Source organism: Rhodococcus sp. NS-SX18 (assembly GCF_057367935.1).
On record NZ_CM170633.1, the window covers coordinates 2,623,063 to 2,641,989 of the forward strand.

The window sequence follows — 18,927 nt, forward strand, 5'->3', positions numbered from 1 at the left end:
ACACACGCCACCACATCCGAAACTCACTGGAGGACCGACACACTCATGGGCGGACTGCTCGAGGGCAAGACCATTCTCGTCACCGGCATCATCACCGACGCCTCCATCGCCTTCCACACCGCGAAGGTCGCGCAGGAACAGGGCGCGAAGGTGATCATCACCGGCTTCGACCGGCTGCGCCTGATCGACCGCATCGCGCAGCGCCTGCCGCAGCCGGTGCCGCCGGCCCTCGAACTCGACGTGCAGAACACCGAGCATCTCGACACCCTCGCCGACCGCGTCCGCGAACTCGCCCCCGACGGCCTCGACGGCGTGGTGCATTCCATCGGGTTCGCCCCCCGCTCCTGCCTGGGCAGCCCGTTCCTCGACGCGCCGTGGACCGACGTCGCCGTCGCCCTCGAGGTGTCCGCCTACTCCTATGCCGCCCTCGCCAAGGCACTGCTGCCCGCCCTCAACGACGGTGCGTCCCTGGTCGGCATGGACTTCGATCCGGCCCGGGCCGTGCCCTTCTACAACTGGATGGGCGTGTCCAAGGCCACCCTCGAGTCCGTCAACCGCTACGTCGCCAAGGAGGTCGGCGGCCGCGGCATCCGTTCCAACCTCGTCGCCGCCGGCCCGATCAAGACCCTCGCGGCCAAGGCCATCGCCGGCGACGCCACCGGTCCCGGGGCGGAGATGAACCGGCTCAACGAGGGCTGGTCCGCGGCGGCCCCGATCGGCTGGGACGTCGAGGATCCGACGCCCGTCGCCAAGACCGTGTGCACGGTGCTCTCGGACTGGCTGCCCGGCACCACCGGGTCGATCGTCTACGTCGACGGGGGCTTCCATTCCCAGGTCGGCTTCGGTGCCGGAGCCTAGGGTCGAGCCATGACCCCTACTCCCGAGCCGTACGACGCGCTGCTGGTGCTGTCGTTCGGCGGTCCGGAAGGCCCGGACGACGTGCGGCCGTTCCTCGAGAACGTCACCCGCGGCCGCGGGGTGCCCCCCGAACGCCTCGACGAGGTCGCCGAGCACTACCTGCACTTCGGCGGGGTGTCGCCGATCAACGCCCTCAACCGCGACCTCATTGCTCGACTAGAGAAGGATTTCGCCGCCGCCGGGCTGGACCTGCCGATCTACTTCGGCAACCGCAACTGGCACCCGATGATCGAGGACACCGTCGCGGCCATGCGCGGCGACGGGGTGCGCAACGCCCTGGTGTTCCCGACCTCGGCGTGGGGTGGCTATTCGGGGTGCCGGCAGTATCACGAGGACATCGCCCGGGCCCGCGCCGCCGTCGGCGACGACGCGCCCGCGCTGACCAAACTGCGGCACTTCTACGATCATCCGCTGTTCATCGCCGCCGTCGCCGACGCCGTCGCCGCGGCCCGGGCCCAGCTGCCCGCCGACCGTCGCGACGCGGCCCGCCTGGTGTTCACCGCCCACTCGGTGCCCACCGCCGCCGACGCCACCGGTGGTCCCCCCGATCGGGGTGGACACCTCTACAGCCGGCAGGTCGCCGAGGCCGCCCGCCTGATCGCCGCCGCCACCGGCACCCCCGGCCACGACCTGGTGTGGCAGTCCCGTTCCGGGCCCCCGCAGGTGCCGTGGCTCGAGCCGGACATCGTCGACCACCTCGACGCTCTGCACGCCCGCGGCGTCGACGCGGTCGTCGTCGTGCCGGTCGGATTCGTCTCCGACCACCTCGAGGTCGTCTGGGACCTCGACACCGAGGCACGCGACCGGGCCGCGGAACTCGGCATGGCATTCGTCCGCGCCGCCACCGCCGGCACCGACCCGCGGTTCGTGCAGATGGTGCGCGAGCTGGTGCGTGAACGCCTCGACGGTGCCGCCCCCGTGCGGCGCGGCACCGAGCCGCTGCTGGGCGTCGGGTGCAACGGGGAGCTCTGCGCCCCCGAATGCTGCCGGCCCCCGGCACGGCCGCGCCGCTGACCGGGCGGGCCCGGCCCGCGACCGCGGGCCCGGCGTCCGGGATCCGGCCGACGCCGTCCACCGGCCGCGCCGGGTCGCCTCGCTGACCGTCGGGCGGCGCAGCCCCGGCCAGTGTCGTCACGGCCCCGCCAGGGTCGTCGCTGCCGGGTACCCGAGCCGGACCGGAGGGCAGTCGTGCCGATTTCGGGCTCGGCGGCCACGACCCGGGAGAAGATGTCGGCATGACGACGGGGCCGGTCCTGCCCGGCACGGACGCAGGGGACCGTCAGGACAGGGGCGCTCAGCCGCCGGGAGCCGCTCACTGCCGCGGTACAGCGGCCGACCCCGCACCGCGACGAAAGGCCGCCCCGTGACCGCACCGCCCACCGCCGTCGACGACGCCGCCGTCACCCGCGTCGAGCTCTTCCTCGTCGCCACCGTCGCGACCGTGCTCGTCACCCGCGGCTACCTCGCCGCGACCGGCTATCCGCAGATCGGCGGCGGCACCTTGCACATCGCGCACGTGCTGTGGGGCGGGCTGCTCATGGCCGTCGCCCTCGTCGGCGTCCTGATCCGGCACGGCAGCCGGGTGCGGATGCGCGCCGCGCTGCTCGGCGGGATCGGCTTCGGGTTGTTCCTCGACGAGGTCGGCAAGTTCCTCACCACCGACGTCGACTACTTCTTCCGGCCCGCAGTGGCCGTGATGTACGTGGTGCTCGTCGCGTTCTACCTCGGTGCCCGCGTAGCGCTGGCGCGGCGCGGCCCGACCGACCGGCAGCGCCTCGCCGTCGGTCTCGAGGCGCTGACCGATCTCGTGCTCGGCCGGCTCGACGAGTTCGCGCGCCGCCGCGCGCTGGACGTCCTGGCGGGGGTCCGGGACCCGGCGCAGTGCGAACTGGCCGGCTCGATACGGGCCGGGCTGGCCGCCCCGGTCGCGGCGAGGACCGGATTCGACGGGCGCATTGCCGTGGCCCGGGACCGGATCGAGCACCGGGTCACGGCCTGGGCGGCGACCGCCGCGGCCCGCCGGCTCGTGCTGGTGGTGTTCGCCGTGCACGCCGTCCACACCCTCGTCGGACTGGTGATCGTGCTGGCCGGGTCGGGGTGGGCGGCCGAGGACGCCGGCATCTCGGAGATCGGCGCCGAACTCTCCGGTGCCGTGAGCGCCGTGCTGATCGTGGCCGGGCTGTGGCAGTTCGCGCGGCGCCGCGATCTGCCCGCGCTGCGGCTGCTGTACGCCTCCGTCGTGGTGAACCTGCTCGTCACCCAGGTGTTCCTGTTCGACCTGCGCCAGTTCGGCGCGCTGGCCGGGTTCGCGGTGTCGCTGCTGTTGCTGATCGTGGTGCGGGTGGCGATCCGGACGGAGAAGGCCGTCGTCGTGCCGGGGGACGTTCCGGACGGGGTGTCCGCGGCCGTGCGTCAGGCGTGATGGCCCGCCCGGACCGCGGCCGCCACCGCCCCGAGCCGGGCGGCGCGTACGGCCGCCCACAGCGGGCGCAGCGCCTGCTCTCGCGTGGCCTGCCCGGTGGCCGAGGCCGCGTCCGGTTCCGCGCCGCGGCCGGCGACGGTGAGGATCGCCGCGACCTGGTCGGCCGAGTCGAGGATGCGGGCGGCGCGCTCGGGCATCGAGTCCGGGTAGCGGTGCCGCGCATGTTCGGCGATCTCGGCCGCGATCTGCTCCCGGGGGTCGGCGGTGCGGCCGCCGGCGCCCACGGTCAGCACCCGGCCCACCCTCGTCGCGGCGTCCCGCACCGCTTCGCGCATGGCGAACTCGGCCTCCCCGAGGCCGGGCTCGGCGGGCGGTTCGGGCACCGCCGGGACCGCGAACAGGGTCCAGCGCAGCACGTCCGGGCCCTCCACCGAGGGGACGAAGCCGAGACCGGGTGTGCCGGGGGCTCCCGCGAGCACCGCCTCGCCGGCCGCGACCCCGGCGCGGGCCAGCGCGGTGCCCGGGGGCAGGCCGCGGACGTCGCCGGGGGCGGGCAGCACCAGCCGGATCCCGTCCGCGCCGGCCGGGTCGGCCCGGCGCAGCGCGGTGAGCAGCACGGCGGCGCCGTCGACGGGGGAGTATTCGGGCACGCCGGAGAGGTCGCCGGCGGGCTCGTCGTGGGAGACCACCAGATGCATCGGCGCCCAGGCGTGCAGGGCGTCGAGGACGTCGTCCGGCGCGGCGTGCCCGGCCAACCAGGAACCGGCCCACACCGTCAGGGTCTGACCGGGGGAACTCACGGTTTCCGAGCATAGGCGCCGTCGCGACGGCGGGGCCACGACCGGTCGGCGTGCCCTCCCGCCGCCGCGGCCGCGGCGGCCCTAACGTTGCGCAGGTGAGTCCCGACATGTACGGCGGCGACATCTTCGCCGGCCATCCGCGCGCCCGTAGACCCGCAGTTCCCGAGGTGGCTGCCGAGAAGGACCTGGTGGTCGAGGACGCCGCGTCCGGGTGGTGCGGCGCGGTCGTCGGCTTCGAACGCACCTACGACGGCGACTTCGTCCGGCTCGAGGACGGCGCGCGGCGCACCCGGCTGTTCGCGCTGCGTCCGGCGGCGTTCCTCCTCGACGGGCGGCCGGTGACCCTGGTGCGGCCCACGGCGCGCCCCGCGACGGCCGGCCCGGCCCGGTCGGCGTCCGGGTCGACGAAGGTCGCCGGGCTGCGGGCGCGGGTCGCGCGCGGCAGCCGGATCTGGGTGGAGGGGGTGCACGACGCCGCCCTGGTCGAACGGGTGTGGGGGCATGATCTGCGCGTCGAGGGTGTCGTGGTCGAACAGCTCGAGGGCCTCGACAACCTCGGGGAGCGGCTCGCCGGGTTCGCCCCCGGTCCCGGGCGCCGCGTGGGGGTGCTTGCCGACCACCTCGTCACCGGTTCCAAGGAGGAGCGGCTGACGGCGAATCTCGGTCCGCACGTGCTCGTCACCGGGCATCCGTTCGTCGACGTGTGGCAGGCGGTGCGGCCGAAGGCGCTGGGCATCGAGGCATGGCCGACGATTCCGCGTGGGCAGGACTGGAAGACCGGGGTGTGCCGGGCGTTGGGGTGGGGCAGCCCACAGGACGGGTGGCGGCGCGTCTATTCGGCGGTGTCGAGTTTCCGCGATCTCGAGGCTCCGCTGATCGGGGCGGTCGAGCAGCTCGTCGATTTCGTCACCGAGCCCGCCGAGGACTGACCGCACGAGGCCCTGGCCTGGGGTTCCACCCGGGATGTCCGATTTGTGGTTGGATGGCGTCGTGTCGGCATTGATATGGCTGATCGCCGGGCTGGTGCTCGCCGCCGCGGAGGCGTTGACGGGCGATTTCGTCCTGCTGATGCTCGGCGCCGCCGCCCTGGCCACCGCGGGGGTGTCCGCCGCGACGGACCTGCCGGTGTGGGCCGACGCGTTGGTGTTCGCGGTCTCGTCGCTCGTGCTGCTGGGCGGGGTGCGGCCGGTGCTGCGCCGCCGCTACGCGCTGCCACCGGCGAAGGCGACGAACGTGGACGCCTTGCCGGGCAAGCAGGCGCTGGTGCTCGAGGAGGTGGCTGCGCACTCCGGGCAGGTGAAGCTGGACGGGGAGGTGTGGACTGCGCGTCCGCTCGACGTCACCGAGGTGTACCCGCCCGGCACGACCGTGACCGTGATGCAGATCGACGGCGCGACGGCCGTCGTGTGGAAGGGGCCGTAGATGGAAGCGCTGATCGTGCTCGCCGTTGTCGTGGCGTTCGTCGCGCTGGTGGTCGTCAAATCGGTGGCGCTGGTGCCGCAGGCCGAGGCCGCGGTGATCGAGCGGCTGGGCCGGTACTACCGGACGGTGTCGGGTCAGCTGACGTTCCTGGTCCCGTTCGTGGACCGGATCCGCGCCAAGGTGGATCTGCGCGAGCGGGTGGTCTCGTTCCCGCCGCAACCGGTGATCACCCAGGACAACCTCACCCTGAGCATCGACACGGTCGTGTACTTCCAGGTGACGAACCCGCAGGCGGCGGTGTACGAGATCAGCAACTACATCGCGGCGGTGGAGCAGTTGACGGTGACCACGCTGCGCAACGTCGTCGGCGGCATGACCCTGGAGGAGACGCTCACCTCCCGGGACTCGATCAACGGCCAGCTGCGCGGGGTACTCGACGAGGCGACCGGCCGCTGGGGTCTGCGGGTGGCCCGGGTCGAGCTCAAGAGCATCGATCCGCCTCCGTCGATCCAGGAGTCGATGGAGAAGCAGATGAAGGCGGACCGGGAGAAGCGGGCGATGATCCTCACCGCCGAGGGACACCGGGAGTCGGCGATCAAGACCGCCGAGGGTGACAAGCAGTCCCGGATCTTGTCGGCCGAAGGCGCCAAGCAGGCGGCCATCCTCGAGGCGGAGGCTGACCGCCAGTCGCGGATCCTGCGCGCTCAGGGTGACCGCGCCGCGAAGTACCTCGAGGCGCAGGGCCAGGCGAAGGCCATCGAGAAGGTGTTCGCCGCGATCAAGTCCGGCCGGCCCACCCCGGAGCTGCTCGCCTACCAGTACCTGCAGACATTGCCGCAGATGGCGCAGGGCAACGCGAACAAGGTGTGGATGGTGCCGAGCGATTTCGGAGACGCCCTCAAGGGCTTCGCCCGGCATCTCGGTGCGCCGGGCGAGGACGGGGTGTTCCGCTTCGAGCCGAGCCCGGTCGACGAGCGGCTCCCGCGACCGGAGGAGGACACCGACGAGGTGGCCGACTGGTTCTCCACCGCGCGGGATCCGGAGGTCGCGCAGGCCGTCGCCGCCGCCGAGGCCGTCGCCCGCAAACCGGTCGATCCGGCGGTGCACAACCCGACCGGCGCCGAGCGCCGGGGCGGTGAGCCCTCGTCGGCGGCGTTGCCGCCGTCGGAGCCGATCACGGGCGGATGGGTGCAGCCGCAGCCCGGGCAACGGCACGGCGAACCCCAGTGACCGGAACCCGGGGATCCGGGCCTCGGGACCCGGACCCGGGGACCGCAGGGACGCTCAGGTGAGCAGGCCCCGTCCCACCCCGCACACCGCGACCGCCCACAACACGCTGGTGAAGGTGCCGATGATGAACTGCTCCGAGGCCTGGGGTTCGCGCAGTTCGGGATAGCGCGCGAGGCCCTTGACGGCGAGCACGACGGCGATGCCCTCCGGCCATCCGGACAGGATCGCGGCGGCGACCGCCGCTCGCTCCAGCAGGCCGATCACCCGTCCGCCGCGCAGCGGTCCGGGCGGCGATTCGGGTCCGGCCGGTGACGACGGGACCGGCCCCGCATCGGGTTGCCGACGGGCGATGCGGAACGAGGCCAGCACGGCGGGGGCGCCGCCGGTGACCGCCGCCGCGCTCGTGAGCACCAGGGTCGCGCCCAAGGCGACGCCACGCACCGCGGGGGTGGCGGTGGCGGCGAGCGCGGCACCGGCAAGTGCCGTCACGGCGAGTCCGGCGACGAGCCACACGGGTGTGCCGCGGCGCAGGCCCAGGGCCGGGGCCAGCGCGGCGACGGCGAGCAGAACCAGGGTGACGACGGTCAACGATCGGCCCTTTCCAGGAGACGGCGGGCGAGGGCGCGGCCGGCCGGTTCGGCCTGCCATCCGGCGGCGGCCAGACGCTGCGACACCGCCTGGGTGCTGATGCCGAGCCGCGCGGCGGCCTCGGCCTGGGTGAGCCCGCGGCGGACGAGTTCGACGGCCTCGTGTCCGGCATCGGACCGGCGGGTCACCAGCAGCGCCGTCAGGGTGAGGGCGGCGTCGGCGTCGGCGGCCGCGGCGGCGTCCGGTCCCTCCACCGCGACCCGGGCGGGCGCGTTCTTGGCGCGGTCGACGGCGCGGCGGGCATGTTCGAAGGCCGGTCCGCGGCCGGCGCGGGTCTGTGCCGGCAGGGGCTGTTCGACCGAGCCGACACCGATGCCGACGCTCCAGTGGCCGCGGCGGACGAGGTCGAGGGTGAGATCGACGACGACGGCCGGGTCGGCGGTGACGGCCTGCACCTCGTCACCGGCGGTGCGTTCGAAGGGTCGGAGCAGCTCGGCGCCGCGCAGCTCGGTGAGCAGGTCCGCGACCCGGTCGACGTCCCGCCGGCTGCCGCGCTGGTCGACGGTCAACACGAACATTCATCAAGGATGGAGCCTTGAATGATAAAAATCAAGCTTCAGGACTTGATGGCACGGTGGCGGTGGTGGGGCGGGGCGCCGGGAGGCGGGACTCGAGCCACAGGCCCGAGGCGCCGACGGCGATGCACACCGCCGAGATCCCCAGGAGTGCGGGGTGGGTGCGTCCCGTCAGGGCGTCGCCGAGCAGGACCACCCCTATCGTGCCCGGCAGGATGCCGGCCGCGGTGGCCAGTGTGTACGGGGCTACCCGCACCGACGAGATCCCACAGCAGTAGTTGACCACCGCGAACGGCAGAGGCGCGATCAGCCGCAGTGACCCCACCGCCAGCCAGCCTCGCCGCGCCAGTCGCTCGTCGACCGCCTGGACCGTGGGGTGACTCAGATGCGTCTCGACCACCCCGCGGCCGATCGCACGCACCAGCAGCAGCGCCAGCACGGCGCTGACGGTCGTAGCGGCGACGGTCACCGCGATACCCGTGACCGACCCGAACAGCACCCCAGCGCTGAGGGTGAAGACGGTGCGTGGGAACGGAGCCACCGTCACCACGGCGTGGATCAGGAAGAACAGCAGCGGAAGCAGCGGCCCGGCCGCCTCGGCCCAGGCGCGTACCTCGGCGACGGACGGGTGGGGCAGAAGCAGGGCGACGAGCGCGAGGACGGCCAGCACGGCCGCTGCGGCGAGAATCCGCCGGTCCCGCAGCATTCTCGTCACGAACGGTCACGATACCGGGCCCCCGGACTTCTCGCGCCGGGGTGCGCGGCCGCCGACGGCCGGGGCGGGGTCCTTCGAGCCGGCGCCTCGGCGCCCGGTAGATTCCTTAGGCGACGACATTATCGATCGCTAGGGAAATTGTGGTGATCCCCACAATAGGGGCGGCGTGTATGCGGCTAGCATCACAACGGAATCAGTTTAAGGTTTCCACGGCCGTGTTCGGCGAGCCCGCCCGCTGCGTACGAGAGGACCTCACGTGTCATTAGCTTCAGAAGCCGAGGATGCCGCGCGCGCCTACGCGCAGTGGCAGGAGGCGGTGGCGGGGGTGCTGGCCAAGTCCCGCCGCGTCGACCCCGCGGAGCTCGGACCGGAGCCGCAGCGACTGCTCGAGACCACCACCTACGACGACGTCGCCGTCGCCCCCCTCTACGGGGTGCGCGACGAACGTCCCGAGGCGCCGCTGCCCGGCTCCTTCCCCTTCGTCCGCGGCGGTTCCGCAGCCCGGGACGTCAACACCGGATGGCTCGTCAGCGCCCGCTTCGGCGACACCCCGGGGGAGGTGAACGAACGCATCCTCGACGCCCTCGAGAACGGCGTCAGCGCCCTGTGGCTGCACGTCGGCGCGGACGGCATCGCGATCGCCGACCTGCCCGCCGCGCTCGACAAGGTCCTGCTCGACCTCGCGCCGCTCACCCTCGACGCCGGCGCCGACACCGCCGCGGCCGCCGGCGCCCTCTACGCGCTGCTCGATGCGCGCAGCGACGTCGCCGAGCGCGCCGCCGTGCGGCTGCACCTCGGTGCCGCCCCGCTGACCAGCGCCTTCTCGGGCCGCGCCGACGTCACCGTCGCCCAGGCCGTCGAGCTCGCCCACGCCGCCGCGGGGCGCGCCGAGACCGTGCGGGCCCTCACCGTCGACGGCACCGCATTCCACAATGCCGGGGCCGCCGACGCCGAGGAACTCGGTGCCGCCGTCGCCGCCGGACTCGAGTACCTGCGTGAGCTGACCGGCAGCCGCCAGTCCGCCGCCCGGGCGCTCGGCCAGATCGAGTTCCGGTTCGCCGCCACGGACGACCAGTTCCAGACCATCGCCAAGTTCCGTGCCGGCCGGCAACTGTGGGCCCGCATCGCACAGGTGGTGGGTGCGGCCGACGCCGGTCACGCCCCCCAGCACGCCGTCACCTCGGCCGCGATGATGACCCAGCGCGACCCCTGGGTGAACATGCTGCGCACCACCCTCGCCGCGTTCGGCGCCGGCATCGGCGGTGCGGACGCGGTCACCGTGCTCCCGTTCGACGTGGCCCTGCCCGCCGGTGCGCTCGGGGTGTCGGAGGCCTTCTCCGCGCGCATCGCCCGCAACACCCAGCTGCTGCTGCTCGAGGAGTCCAACCTCGGCCGCGTCCTCGACCCGGCCGCCGGGTCCTGGTACGTCGAGGACCTGACGGCGCAGATCGCGGCCAAGGCGTGGGAGTTCTTCCAGCAGATCGAGGCGGCCGGCGGCTACCGTGCCGCCCTCGACGCCGGCCTGATCGCCGAGCGGATCGCCGCCACCCGCGCCCGCCGCGAATCCGACATCGCCCACCGCCGGACCGCGGTGACCGGCGTCAACGAGTTCCCGAATCTGGCCGAGGCGCCGCTGCCCGCGGAGACCGCCGACGCCGGCGCCACCGTCGCCCGGTACGCCGCCGCCTTCGAGGCGCTGCGCGACCGCTCCGACGTCCACCTCGCCGCGCACGGCACCCGGCCCCGGGTGCTGCTCGCCCCGCTGGGACCGATCGCCGAGCACAACATCCGCACGACGTTCGCCGCGAACCTGCTCGCCTCCGGCGGCATCGAGACGGTCAACCCCGGCCCGCTGTCCGTCGACGACGACAGCATCGCCGCCGCCGTCCGCGACGCCGACGTCACCGTCGCCGTGGTGTGCGGCACCGACAAGCGCTACGGCGAACAGGCCGGCGCGGCGGTCACCGCCCTCCGCGACGCCGGCGTCGGCACCGTCCTGCTCGCCGGGCCGGAGAAGGCCGTGAGCGAGACCGGCGGCGCCGCGCGCCCGGACGGGTTCCTCACCGCCAAGATCGACGCGATCGCCGCGCTGACCGACCTGCTGAACACCCTGGGAGCGTAAGTGAGCATCGAACACAAGATCGGCAGTTTCGCCGACGTCCCGCTGACGGATCCGGCGGCGCCGGCCCCCGCCGCCCCCACCGAGGAGCAGACCGCCGCGCTCGTCGACTCGGTCGCCACCGCCAACAACTACACGACCGAGCAGGTGGTGTGGTCCACGCCCGAGGGCATCGACGTCAAGCCGGTCTACACCAAGGCCGACCGCGACCGGATCGTCGCCGAGGGCTACCCGCTGGGCAGCTACCCGGGCGTCGAGCCGTTCGTCCGCGGCCCGTACCCGACGATGTACGTCAACCAGCCGTGGACCATCCGCCAGTACGCCGGGTTCTCCACCGCCGCCGAGTCCAACGCCTTCTACCGCCGCAACCTCGCGGCCGGGCAGAAGGGCCTGTCGGTGGCGTTCGACCTCGCCACCCACCGCGGCTACGACTCGGACCATCCCCGCGTGCAGGGCGACGTCGGCATGGCCGGCGTCGCGATCGACTCGATCCTCGACATGCGGCAGCTGTTCGACGGCATCGACCTGTCGCAGGTGTCGGTGTCGATGACCATGAACGGCGCGGTGCTGCCGATCCTGGCGCTGTACGTCGTCGCCGCCGAGGAGCAGGGCGTCAAGCCCGAGCAGCTGGCCGGGACCATTCAGAACGACATTCTGAAAGAGTTCATGGTCCGCAACACCTACATCTATCCGCCCAAGCCGTCGATGCGGATCATCTCCGACATCTTCGCCTACACCAGCGCGAACATGCCGCGCTTCAACTCCATCTCGATCTCCGGCTACCACATCCAGGAGGCCGGTGCGACCGCCGACCTCGAGCTGGCCTACACCCTCGCCGACGGCGTCGAGTACATCCGCGCCGGCCTCGACGCGGGCATGGAGATCGACAAGTTCGCCCCGCGCCTGTCCTTCTTCTGGGCCATCGGGATGAACTTCTACATGGAGATCGCCAAGATGCGCGCCGGCCGCCTGCTGTGGGCCGAGCTCGTCGAGAAGTTCCACCCCAAGTCGGCCAAGTCCAAGTCGCTGCGCACCCACTCGCAGACCTCCGGCTGGTCGCTCACCGCGCAGGACGTGTTCAACAACGTCGCCCGCACCTGCATCGAGGCCATGGCCGCGACCCAGGGCCACACCCAGTCGCTGCACACCAACGCCCTCGACGAGGCGCTCGCGCTGCCGACCGACTTCTCCGCCCGCATCGCCCGCAACACCCAGCTGCTGCTGCAGCAGGAGTCGGGCACCACCCGGCCGATCGACCCGTGGGGCGGCTCGTACTACCTCGAATGGCTCACCCACGAGCTCGCCAACCGCGCGCGCAAGCACATCGCGGAGGTCGAGGAGGCCGGCGGCATGGCGCAGGCCATCTCCGAGGGCATCCCGAAGCTGCGCATCGAGGAGGCCGCGGCCCGCACCCAGGCCCGCATCGACTCCGGCCGCCAGCCGGTGATCGGCGTCAACAAGTACCAGGTCGCCGAGGACCACGAGATCGAGGTCCTCAAGGTCGAGAACTCCCGCGTGCGGGCCGAGCAGCTCGCCAAGCTCGAGCAGCTGCGTGCCGATCGCGACCCCGAGGCCGTGCAGGCCGCGCTGGACGCCCTGACCCGCGCCGCCGGCGCGACCGACGCCGGGCCGGACACGAACCTGCTGGCCCTGGCCATCGACGCGGCCCGCGCCAAGGCCACCGTCGGCGAGATCTCCGACGCCCTCGAGAAGGTCTACGGCCGCCACCAGGCCGAGATCCGCACCATCAGCGGGGTCTACCGGGACGAGGCCGGAAAGGCGGTCAACATCAGCACGGCAACCGAACTCGTCGAGAAGTTCGCCGAGGAGGAGGGCCGCCGGCCGCGCATCCTCGTCGCGAAGATGGGCCAGGACGGGCACGACCGTGGGCAGAAGGTGATCGCCACTGCCTTCGCCGACCTCGGCTTCGACGTCGACGTGGGACCGCTGTTCCAGACCCCCGAGGAGGTCGCCAACCAGGCGGCCGACAACGACGTGCACGTCATCGGCGTGTCGTCGTTGGCCGCGGGACACCTGACCCTGGTGCCCGCGCTGCGGGAGGCCCTCGCGGAGGTGGGCCGCCCGGACATCATGATCGTCGTCGGCGGGGTCATCCCGCCCGGCGACTTCGACGAGCTGTACCAGGCCGGTGCCGCCGCGATCTTCCCGCCGGGCACCGTCATCGCGGACGCCGCGGTGGGGCTGCTGCACAAGCTCGCCGACCAGCTCGGCCACGACCTGGGGGCCTGACCCGCAGTGGGCAGCACCCCGGTCGACAGTCACACCCGCCGGCCCGCGGTCGACGTCGACGCCCTCGCCGAGGCCGTCCTCGCCAACCGGCGGGCCGGGCTGGCGAAGGCGATCACCCTCGTCGAGTCCACCCGGGACGACCATCGGGAGCAGGCGCAGCAGCTGCTGCTGCGCCTGCTCCCGAAGGCGGGCGGCGCGATGCGCGTCGGCATCACCGGCGTTCCCGGTGTCGGCAAGTCCACCTTCATCGATGCGCTGGGCATGTACCTGCTCGGCAAGGGGCACCGGGTGGCGGTGCTCGCGGTGGATCCGTCGTCGACCCGCACCGGCGGCTCCATCCTCGGTGACAAGACCCGCATGGCGCGGCTGTCGGTGCAGCGCGACGCCTACATCCGGCCGTCCCCGACGGCCGGCACCCTCGGGGGCGTGGCCAAGGCCACCCGCGAGACGATGGTGCTGCTCGAGGCCGCCGGGTTCGATGTGATCCTCGTCGAGACCGTCGGGGTCGGGCAGTCCGAGGTGACCGTCGCGAACATGGTGGACTGCTTCACCTTCCTGACTCTCGCCCGCACCGGTGACCAGCTGCAGGGCATCAAGAAGGGCGTGCTCGAACTCGCCGACCTGGTCGCGGTGAACAAGGCCGACGGCCCGTTCGAACGCGACGCGCGGGTCGCGGCGCGGGAGCTGGCCGGGGCCCTGCGGCTCGTGCATCCGCACGACGCGGTGTGGAAGCCGCCGGTGATCACCATGAGCGGCCTCGAGGGCGCCGGCCTGGACACGTTCTGGGACAAAGTCCTCGAGCACCGCCGGGTCCTCACCGAGGCGGGCCTGTTCGAGGAGAACCGGCGCCGCCAGCTGGTGGACTGGACCTGGACGATGGTGCACGACCAGCTGCTGCGCCGGCTCGAGACCAACCCCCGGGTGCGTGCGCTCCGTGGCGACGTCGAACGCTCCGTGCGCGACGGTTCGCTCACCGCAGCGTTGGCCGCCCAGCAGATCCTCGACGCGTTCGACGCCGCACCCTAGCCACCGAGGCCCTGGACCACCCAGGCCCCTGGACCACCCAGGCCGCCGGATCGCCACCCCAGGCGCGGGCCGGGAACGGATAGTCCGGGTACTCGGCGAGCGCGGGCCGGGCCGTGGTCACCGCCGCGTGCGTGGCCACGGTCCGCGGCCCGGGACGTGCCGGTACCGGCGGCGGGTGCGGGTCCCGGCCGGGTGCCTGCAGCAGCCACGCCGCGGTGCGGGCCAGCGCGACCGCCACGTCGCGGCCCCGCCCGTCCCGGTGCCGCGCGGCCAGCGCATCGAGCACCGCGGCCGCCAGCAGGTAACCGCTCGCGTGGTCGAGCGCCTGCACCGGCAGCGCGCCGGGCGCGTCGGAGTCGCCCTCGGCCACCGCGATCCCGGACGCGGCCTGCACGATCGAGTCGAAGCCGCGGCGGTCCGCCCACGGCCCGGACCATCCCCACGCGCACACCCGGCCGTGCACGAGACCGGGCCGGATCGTGCCGGGCGCCCCGATCAGCTCGTCCAGCGCCCCGGGCCGGTAGCCGGTGAGCAGCACGTCGGCGTCGGCGAGCAGGCGGCGCCACGTCTCCCGGCCGGGACGAGCGTGCAGGTCCAGCAGCGCCGTGCGCTTGCCCTGCCCGTTCTCGGCGTGCTGCCAGGGGATCTCGGGGAGGGCGGGCGGATCGATGCGCAGCACCTCCGCTCCCAGCAGGCCCAGCGCGCGGGCGGCGACGGGTCCGGCGATCACCCGGGTCAGGTCCAGCACCCGGAGCCCGGCCAGGGGCCGCGCCGGGTCGTCGCCCGCGACGGTCCGGTCGGCGGTGTCGTCCCGCGCGAGAATACGTACCAGCGGGCCCGCCGCCGCGGCCCGGCCCTGCGGGCTCGTGGCCCACTCGTGTTCGGTGCGCACCCGCACCGCGATCGCGTCGTGCCCGGCGGCTGCGTCCTCGACCGCCGCCGCCGGCAGCTGCCGCAGCCGGGCGGCGCAGCCGGCCCGGTCGGTGTCGTCGGGCAGTTCGAGGGCGCGGAGCAGGCGCGCCCGGTGATGCGGATAGTTCGCGTGGGTGCGCACCCACCCGTCGGCGGCGGGGAAGAACCCGGACAGCGCCGCGAACCCCGGCACGGGCCGGCCGGCCATGCGCAGCATCCGGTCCCCGGCGAACGACGCGGCGATCCGCTCCGGGTCGAGCCGCGCCCCCTGCGGAGCGAGTCCGTGGGTGCGGCGGTAGCGGTCGGCGGCCGCCGCGAATGCCGCCACCGCGCCCGTGGCGAGGTCGGCCACCGGCAGCCGGGCGGGGAGGAACCGCCCGGCCGGGGCGCAGTGGATGCCGGGCGCCGGCTCCACCGGGACATCGAGGCCGGCGGCGGCGAGAGCGGCGCCGTAGGTGTCGAGCAGGGCGAGGGGGCGCATTGTGCGCCGAGCCTAGAACGGTGCTCGGCCGTCCGCGGCCGGTTCCCGCAGTTCGGGGCGGGCCGGCTCGAGGCGCTCGAGGGCACCGGCGGATTCGGCCCGGGTGAGCCGGGAGCGGCGCCACGAGACCGTGAGCAGCGCGATCCAGCCGGCCACGATCAGCAGGTACAGCAGCGTGGTGGCCGTGGCGGAGATCTCGAACGAGGTGAACAGCTTCTGCGCGTTGGTCAGCACGATGACGCCGCCGACCGCGGTGCCGAGCAGGGTTGCCGGTACCCGGCTGACCAGCCACGCCGCAATCGGGGCGGCGATGGCCCCGCCGAGGGCGAGACCGGCCACGACGAGCAGGTTGCCGAGCGATTCCCGGCCGAGACCAATGAGGAAGCCGATGCTCGCGGCGAGTGCGACGAGGAACTCGGAGGCGCTGACCGAGCCGATCACGGTCCGGGGGGCCGTCTTGCCGCGGGAGAGCAGGGTGCTGGTCGTGATCGGCCCCCATCCGCCGCCGCCGCTGGCGTCGATGAACCCGCCGAACAAGCCGAGGGGGGACAGGAACTTCGCCGAGTGCGGCGAGGTGCGGGCGTGCGCGACGGCGGGTGGCCGGACCGAGAACCGCAGCGCCACATAGACACCGATGGCGAGCAGGATCGTCGACGTCACCGGGATCGCGGCCTCGGTGGACAGGCTCGAGAGCACCGTGGCGCCGAGGAAGGCGCCGAGCGCGCCGGGCACGCCCAGCTTCGCGACCACCCCCCAGTCCACGTTCCGGAACCGCCAGTGCGAGGCACCGGAGACGAGGGTGGTGCCGACCTCGGCGAGGTGCACGGCGGCGCTGGCATGCGCGGGACCGATGCCGCTGAAGATCAACAAGGTGGTGGCGGTGACCCCGAAGGCCATGCCGAGGGCCCCGTCGACGAGCTGCGCACCGATACCGACGAGCGTGAACACCAGAAGAGCGAACATGCAGAAGACTCCGACCACGAAGGAGCGAACCGGGGAGGGGAGAGGCGGCGCACGCCGCTCAGCAACACTCCTGGTCGAAGCACGCGCCCCGTCGGGTGGGCCAGAACGCCATCAACGCGAGCAGGGTGGCCGGAGCCGCCGCGATGCTCGTCGTCTGCACGTTCGTGTCCCTTCACCGGTCTGCCGTTCGCCGCTCATGCGACGATCCGTCCGAGCATAGCCGGTCGCGCGCGGCGGCGCCGTCGTCGGGCGGCGTGTCGCCGATTCCCGTGACGGCGCCGCCGCGGTCACGGCAGGCGCCGGGCCGTGATCTCGAATCCGGCGCCGCGCAACCGGTCGGTCAGCACGTCCCCGAAGGCGGCCGCGGGGGTGAGCACCCCGCCCCCGGCGTGGAGGCGGTCGCCGCCGAGGACCAGCGACAGTGCCGACTCGCCGAGCATCACCGCGGTCGCCTTGTAGCCGGGGTCGCCCTGGGCGGCGACGCGGGCGCTGTAGCGGGCACCGGTGCTCGTCGTGGTGTAGAGGTCGATGGTGAAGAAGCCGCGCTCGCGGGCCGACTCGGACGGGCCCTGTCCCGGCGCGGGCAGCAGCTTGTCGAGCACGAACCGGGTCGGGGGGAACGCCAGTCCCGCCACCAACGCGCCGAAGCCCGCGGCGACACCGGTCGCCACGAGCGGCGACAGCCGCGACGAACCGACACTCATCGTCTCCCGGTAGCGGAAGCGCGGCCCGTACGCCCAGCCGGTGAGCGCGTTGCTGCGGCGGACCACCCGCGTGTTGTAGGGGCCCATGAAGAACGGCGCGAGCCGGCCGGACAGTTCGGGCGCGACGGACCTGCCGTCGACGGTCGCCAGGTCGTACTGGTGCCCGAGGTCGGGTTCGCGGGAGCGGTCCGGCGACAGCGAGTAGGGGGCGAGGGCGACCTTGCGGGCCGCGCCGTCGCGGCGCACCGCGTCCACCTGGGTGCGCATCGAGTCGATCGTGCCGCCGCTGACGCCGCCGCGCATGGCCCGCACCACCAGCGTCGTGTCGGTCAGATCCCCGGCGTCGTCCGCCTGCACGGCCCGGTGCAGTGCGTGCACGCCGAGATCGGAGGGAATGGAGTCGAATCCGCAGGAGTGCACGATGCGGGCGCCGGTGCGCCGGGCCACGTCGTCGAACCGGTCGATGCTCTCGCGGTGGAACAGCACCTCGCCGGTGAGGTCGACGTAGTCGGTGCCCGCCTCGGCGCAGGCCTGGACCAGCGGCAGCCCGTACTTGGCGTAGGGGCCGACCGTGGTGACCACCACGCGGGTGCGGGCGGCGAGCGCGGCGAGCGACTGCGGGTCGCCGGCGTCCGCCTCGAGTACCGGCCAGGCCTGCGCGGCGGGCCCGAGCTCGGTGCGGATGCGTTCGAGACGGGCGCGGGAGCGGCCGGCCAGTGCGATGCGCACCCCGTCGGGGGCGTGTTCGGCGAGGTAGGCGGCGGTGATCCGGCCGACGAAGCCGGTGGCGCCGTAGACGACGATGTCGAGATCGCGGGAGGCAGTCATGCGCCACACCCTACTGCCGGGTAAGTCAGGATGCGACGCGGGTCACACGGCGCCGCAGCCACCACCCGAACCAGGACACGACGATGGTCACCGCGACGGCGGCCCGCACGAGTCCCACCGCCGAGTCCGGGTAGATCACCCCGGTCAGGTAGTGGTCGATGAACCCGCTCGGCGGCAGACCCTCCATCCCGGCGCGGCGGCGCGCCCAGTTCTCCAGATCGGTGAGCGGGCAGTCGAACCCCACGAGGACGGTGGCGAACCCCCACACCACCGCCACCACGTGCAGCGCCAGCGTGCGGGGCCACCGCCACGCCAGGAAACCACCGAACGTCACATACAGCAGGAAGGCCAGGTGCACGGCCACGGTGACGTCGGCCAACAGCCGGTACGCCATACCGCCAGCCTATCCGGATCGGGCGGGACAGCGGCCGTTCCGGACGACTACTCGTCCGCGTCGGTGCCCTTGACGACCAGGACGGGCACGGGCGCCTCGAGCAGCAGCCGCTGCAGGCGCCGTTCCAGCAGGAACTTGCCGAGTGCGTTGCGGTCGCGGCTGCCCACCACGAGACGTTCCGCGCCGGAGCGCTCGACCAGGTCGACCAGCGCGGCGACCGGGTCCCCGTCGTGCACCGCCGTCCGCAGTTCCCACCCGTCGGTACCCAGGGTGGCGGTGACGTCCGCGCGGACCGAGTCGAGTTCGTGCTGCCCGGACGCGCCGTCGTCGTCGACCGCGACGAGCACGAGGGTCGTGCCGTCGCCGTGGGCCGCCTCGCGGGCGGCCGCGGTGAGTGCGGCGTGTCCTTCCGGGGTGTCGGCGTGGACTACGGCAACGGGCATGGGGTCCTCCGGAGGCGGTGACGGCGTGTGCCCTCCAGTATCCCCGCCCCGGGACGCCCCGGCCGGTCCCGGCGGTGTGGAACTGGTCTCCACCTGCGCGGACGTGTCGGATGGATCTCACCCGGCCGGCCGGGCCC

The 18,927-nt window shown here is 73.4% G+C and carries 18 protein-coding genes; 9 read left to right on the top strand and 9 right to left on the bottom strand.

Annotated elements, in window-relative coordinates:
* Positions 1–45 precede the first annotated feature (45 nt).
* The 3 genes from inhA to AC2IPW_RS12295 all read left to right on the top strand — a co-directional run bounded on the left by inhA (position 46) and on the right by AC2IPW_RS12295 (position 3,340).
* Complete coding sequence (inhA, locus tag AC2IPW_RS12285) at positions 46–858, top strand: NADH-dependent enoyl-ACP reductase InhA (RefSeq protein ID WP_003939509.1); 813 nt, start codon at positions 46–48, stop codon at positions 856–858.
* A gap of 9 nt (positions 859–867) precedes the next feature.
* The gene (locus AC2IPW_RS12290) at positions 868–1,932 is read left to right on the top strand and encodes a ferrochelatase (protein ID WP_486376918.1); all 1,065 of its coding nucleotides are present in this window, start codon (positions 868–870) and stop codon (positions 1,930–1,932) included.
* 349 nt (positions 1,933–2,281) lie between these two features.
* Positions 2,282–3,340, top strand: a complete 1,059-nt coding sequence (locus tag AC2IPW_RS12295; protein ID WP_486376919.1) for a hypothetical protein — start codon at positions 2,282–2,284, stop codon at positions 3,338–3,340.
* Here AC2IPW_RS12295 and AC2IPW_RS12300 read toward each other — a convergent pair.
* Complete coding sequence (locus AC2IPW_RS12300) at positions 3,331–4,140, bottom strand: hypothetical protein (RefSeq protein ID WP_486376920.1); 810 nt, start codon at positions 4,138–4,140, stop codon at positions 3,331–3,333. The two genes, AC2IPW_RS12295 and AC2IPW_RS12300, sit on opposite strands and share 10 nt — an antisense overlap.
* Positions 4,141–4,247: 107 nt before the next feature.
* Here AC2IPW_RS12300 and AC2IPW_RS12305 point away from each other — a divergent pair, with 107 nt between their 5' ends.
* The 3 genes from AC2IPW_RS12305 (at position 4,248) to AC2IPW_RS12315 (ending at position 6,792) form a co-directional block, all read left to right on the top strand.
* Positions 4,248–5,069 (top strand): DUF3097 domain-containing protein, encoded by an 822-nt coding sequence (locus AC2IPW_RS12305; RefSeq protein ID WP_054374272.1) that lies wholly within the window; start codon positions 4,248–4,250, stop codon positions 5,067–5,069.
* Positions 5,070–5,130: 61 nt separating this feature from the next.
* Positions 5,131–5,562, top strand: a complete 432-nt coding sequence (locus AC2IPW_RS12310; RefSeq protein WP_003934930.1) for an NfeD family protein — start codon at positions 5,131–5,133, stop codon at positions 5,560–5,562.
* Positions 5,563–6,792, top strand: coding sequence for an SPFH domain-containing protein (locus AC2IPW_RS12315; protein WP_486376921.1), 1,230 nt, complete (start codon positions 5,563–5,565; stop codon positions 6,790–6,792). It abuts the gene before it with no gap.
* Between the two features lie 54 nt (positions 6,793–6,846).
* Here AC2IPW_RS12315 and AC2IPW_RS12320 read toward each other — a convergent pair whose 3' ends face one another.
* Genes AC2IPW_RS12320 through AC2IPW_RS12330 form a run of 3 tightly spaced genes read right to left on the bottom strand, consistent with a single transcriptional unit; the run spans position 6,847 to position 8,670 of the window.
* Positions 6,847–7,380, bottom strand: coding sequence for a hypothetical protein (locus AC2IPW_RS12320; RefSeq protein WP_342661111.1), 534 nt, complete (start codon positions 7,378–7,380; stop codon positions 6,847–6,849).
* A complete protein-coding gene (locus AC2IPW_RS12325) occupies positions 7,377–7,958 on the bottom strand; it encodes a hypothetical protein (protein ID WP_003934927.1) in 582 nt (193 codons plus the stop codon). Before AC2IPW_RS12325 ends, AC2IPW_RS12320 begins: the two co-directional genes overlap by 4 nt.
* 31 nt (positions 7,959–7,989) lie before the next feature.
* Positions 7,990–8,670 (bottom strand): TVP38/TMEM64 family protein, encoded by a 681-nt coding sequence (locus AC2IPW_RS12330; RefSeq protein ID WP_486376922.1) that lies wholly within the window; start codon positions 8,668–8,670, stop codon positions 7,990–7,992.
* 256 nt (positions 8,671–8,926) lie between these two features.
* Between AC2IPW_RS12330 and mutA the strand changes: the two genes are divergently transcribed.
* Genes mutA through meaB form a run of 3 tightly spaced genes read left to right on the top strand, consistent with a single transcriptional unit; the run spans position 8,927 to position 14,065 of the window.
* Positions 8,927–10,792, top strand: a complete 1,866-nt coding sequence (mutA, locus tag AC2IPW_RS12335; protein ID WP_486376923.1) for a methylmalonyl-CoA mutase small subunit — start codon at positions 8,927–8,929, stop codon at positions 10,790–10,792.
* Entirely contained in the window at positions 10,793–13,039 is a 2,247-nt protein-coding gene (gene scpA, locus AC2IPW_RS12340; RefSeq protein ID WP_486376924.1) for a methylmalonyl-CoA mutase, read from the top strand.
* Between the two features lie 6 nt (positions 13,040–13,045).
* A complete protein-coding gene (meaB, locus tag AC2IPW_RS12345) occupies positions 13,046–14,065 on the top strand; it encodes a methylmalonyl Co-A mutase-associated GTPase MeaB (RefSeq protein ID WP_371383246.1) in 1,020 nt (339 codons plus the stop codon).
* Here the strand turns inward: meaB and AC2IPW_RS12350 are convergent.
* The 5 genes from AC2IPW_RS12350 to AC2IPW_RS12370 form a co-directional block, all read right to left on the bottom strand.
* Positions 14,010–15,458 (bottom strand): CoA transferase, encoded by a 1,449-nt coding sequence (locus tag AC2IPW_RS12350; protein ID WP_486376925.1) that lies wholly within the window; start codon positions 15,456–15,458, stop codon positions 14,010–14,012. The genes meaB and AC2IPW_RS12350 overlap by 56 nt on opposite strands.
* A 12-nt stretch (positions 15,459–15,470) precedes the next feature.
* Positions 15,471–16,421: a sulfite exporter TauE/SafE family protein gene (locus AC2IPW_RS12355; RefSeq protein ID WP_003934921.1), complete on the bottom strand. Its 951-nt coding sequence runs from the start codon at positions 16,419–16,421 to the stop codon at positions 15,471–15,473.
* A gap of 287 nt (positions 16,422–16,708) precedes the next feature.
* A complete protein-coding gene (locus tag AC2IPW_RS12360) occupies positions 16,709–17,953 on the bottom strand; it encodes a saccharopine dehydrogenase family protein (RefSeq protein WP_486376926.1) in 1,245 nt (414 codons plus the stop codon).
* 25 nt (positions 17,954–17,978) lie between these two features.
* A complete protein-coding gene (locus AC2IPW_RS12365; RefSeq protein ID WP_486376927.1) occupies positions 17,979–18,347 on the bottom strand; it encodes a DUF2784 domain-containing protein in 369 nt (122 codons plus the stop codon).
* A 47-nt stretch (positions 18,348–18,394) separates the two neighbouring features.
* Positions 18,395–18,790 (bottom strand): universal stress protein, encoded by a 396-nt coding sequence (locus AC2IPW_RS12370; RefSeq protein ID WP_486376928.1) that lies wholly within the window; start codon positions 18,788–18,790, stop codon positions 18,395–18,397.
* Between the last annotated feature and the right edge of the window lie 137 nt (positions 18,791–18,927).

Bases quoted from the DNA above. Each gene is read 5' to 3' on its own strand.
- AC2IPW_RS12305 (WP_054374272.1), top strand. From the start codon at position 4,248: ATGTACGGCGGCGACATCTTCGCCGGCCATCCGCGCGCCCGTAGACCC.
- AC2IPW_RS12325 (WP_003934927.1), bottom strand. From the start codon at position 7,958: ATGTTCGTGTTGACCGTCGACCAGCGCGGCAGCCGGCGGGACGTCGAC.
- AC2IPW_RS12350 (WP_486376925.1), bottom strand. From the start codon at position 15,458: ATGCGCCCCCTCGCCCTGCTCGACACCTACGGCGCCGCTCTCGCCGCC.
- AC2IPW_RS12355 (WP_003934921.1), bottom strand. From the start codon at position 16,421: ATGTTCGCTCTTCTGGTGTTCACGCTCGTCGGTATCGGTGCGCAGCTC.
- AC2IPW_RS12315 (WP_486376921.1), top strand. From the start codon at position 5,563: ATGGAAGCGCTGATCGTGCTCGCCGTTGTCGTGGCGTTCGTCGCGCTG.
- AC2IPW_RS12365 (WP_486376927.1), bottom strand. From the start codon at position 18,347: ATGGCGTACCGGCTGTTGGCCGACGTCACCGTGGCCGTGCACCTGGCC.
- AC2IPW_RS12360 (WP_486376926.1), bottom strand. From the start codon at position 17,953: ATGACTGCCTCCCGCGATCTCGACATCGTCGTCTACGGCGCCACCGGC.
- AC2IPW_RS12370 (WP_486376928.1), bottom strand. From the start codon at position 18,790: ATGCCCGTTGCCGTAGTCCACGCCGACACCCCGGAAGGACACGCCGCA.
- inhA (WP_003939509.1), top strand. From the start codon at position 46: ATGGGCGGACTGCTCGAGGGCAAGACCATTCTCGTCACCGGCATCATC.
- AC2IPW_RS12290 (WP_486376918.1), top strand. From the start codon at position 868: ATGACCCCTACTCCCGAGCCGTACGACGCGCTGCTGGTGCTGTCGTTC.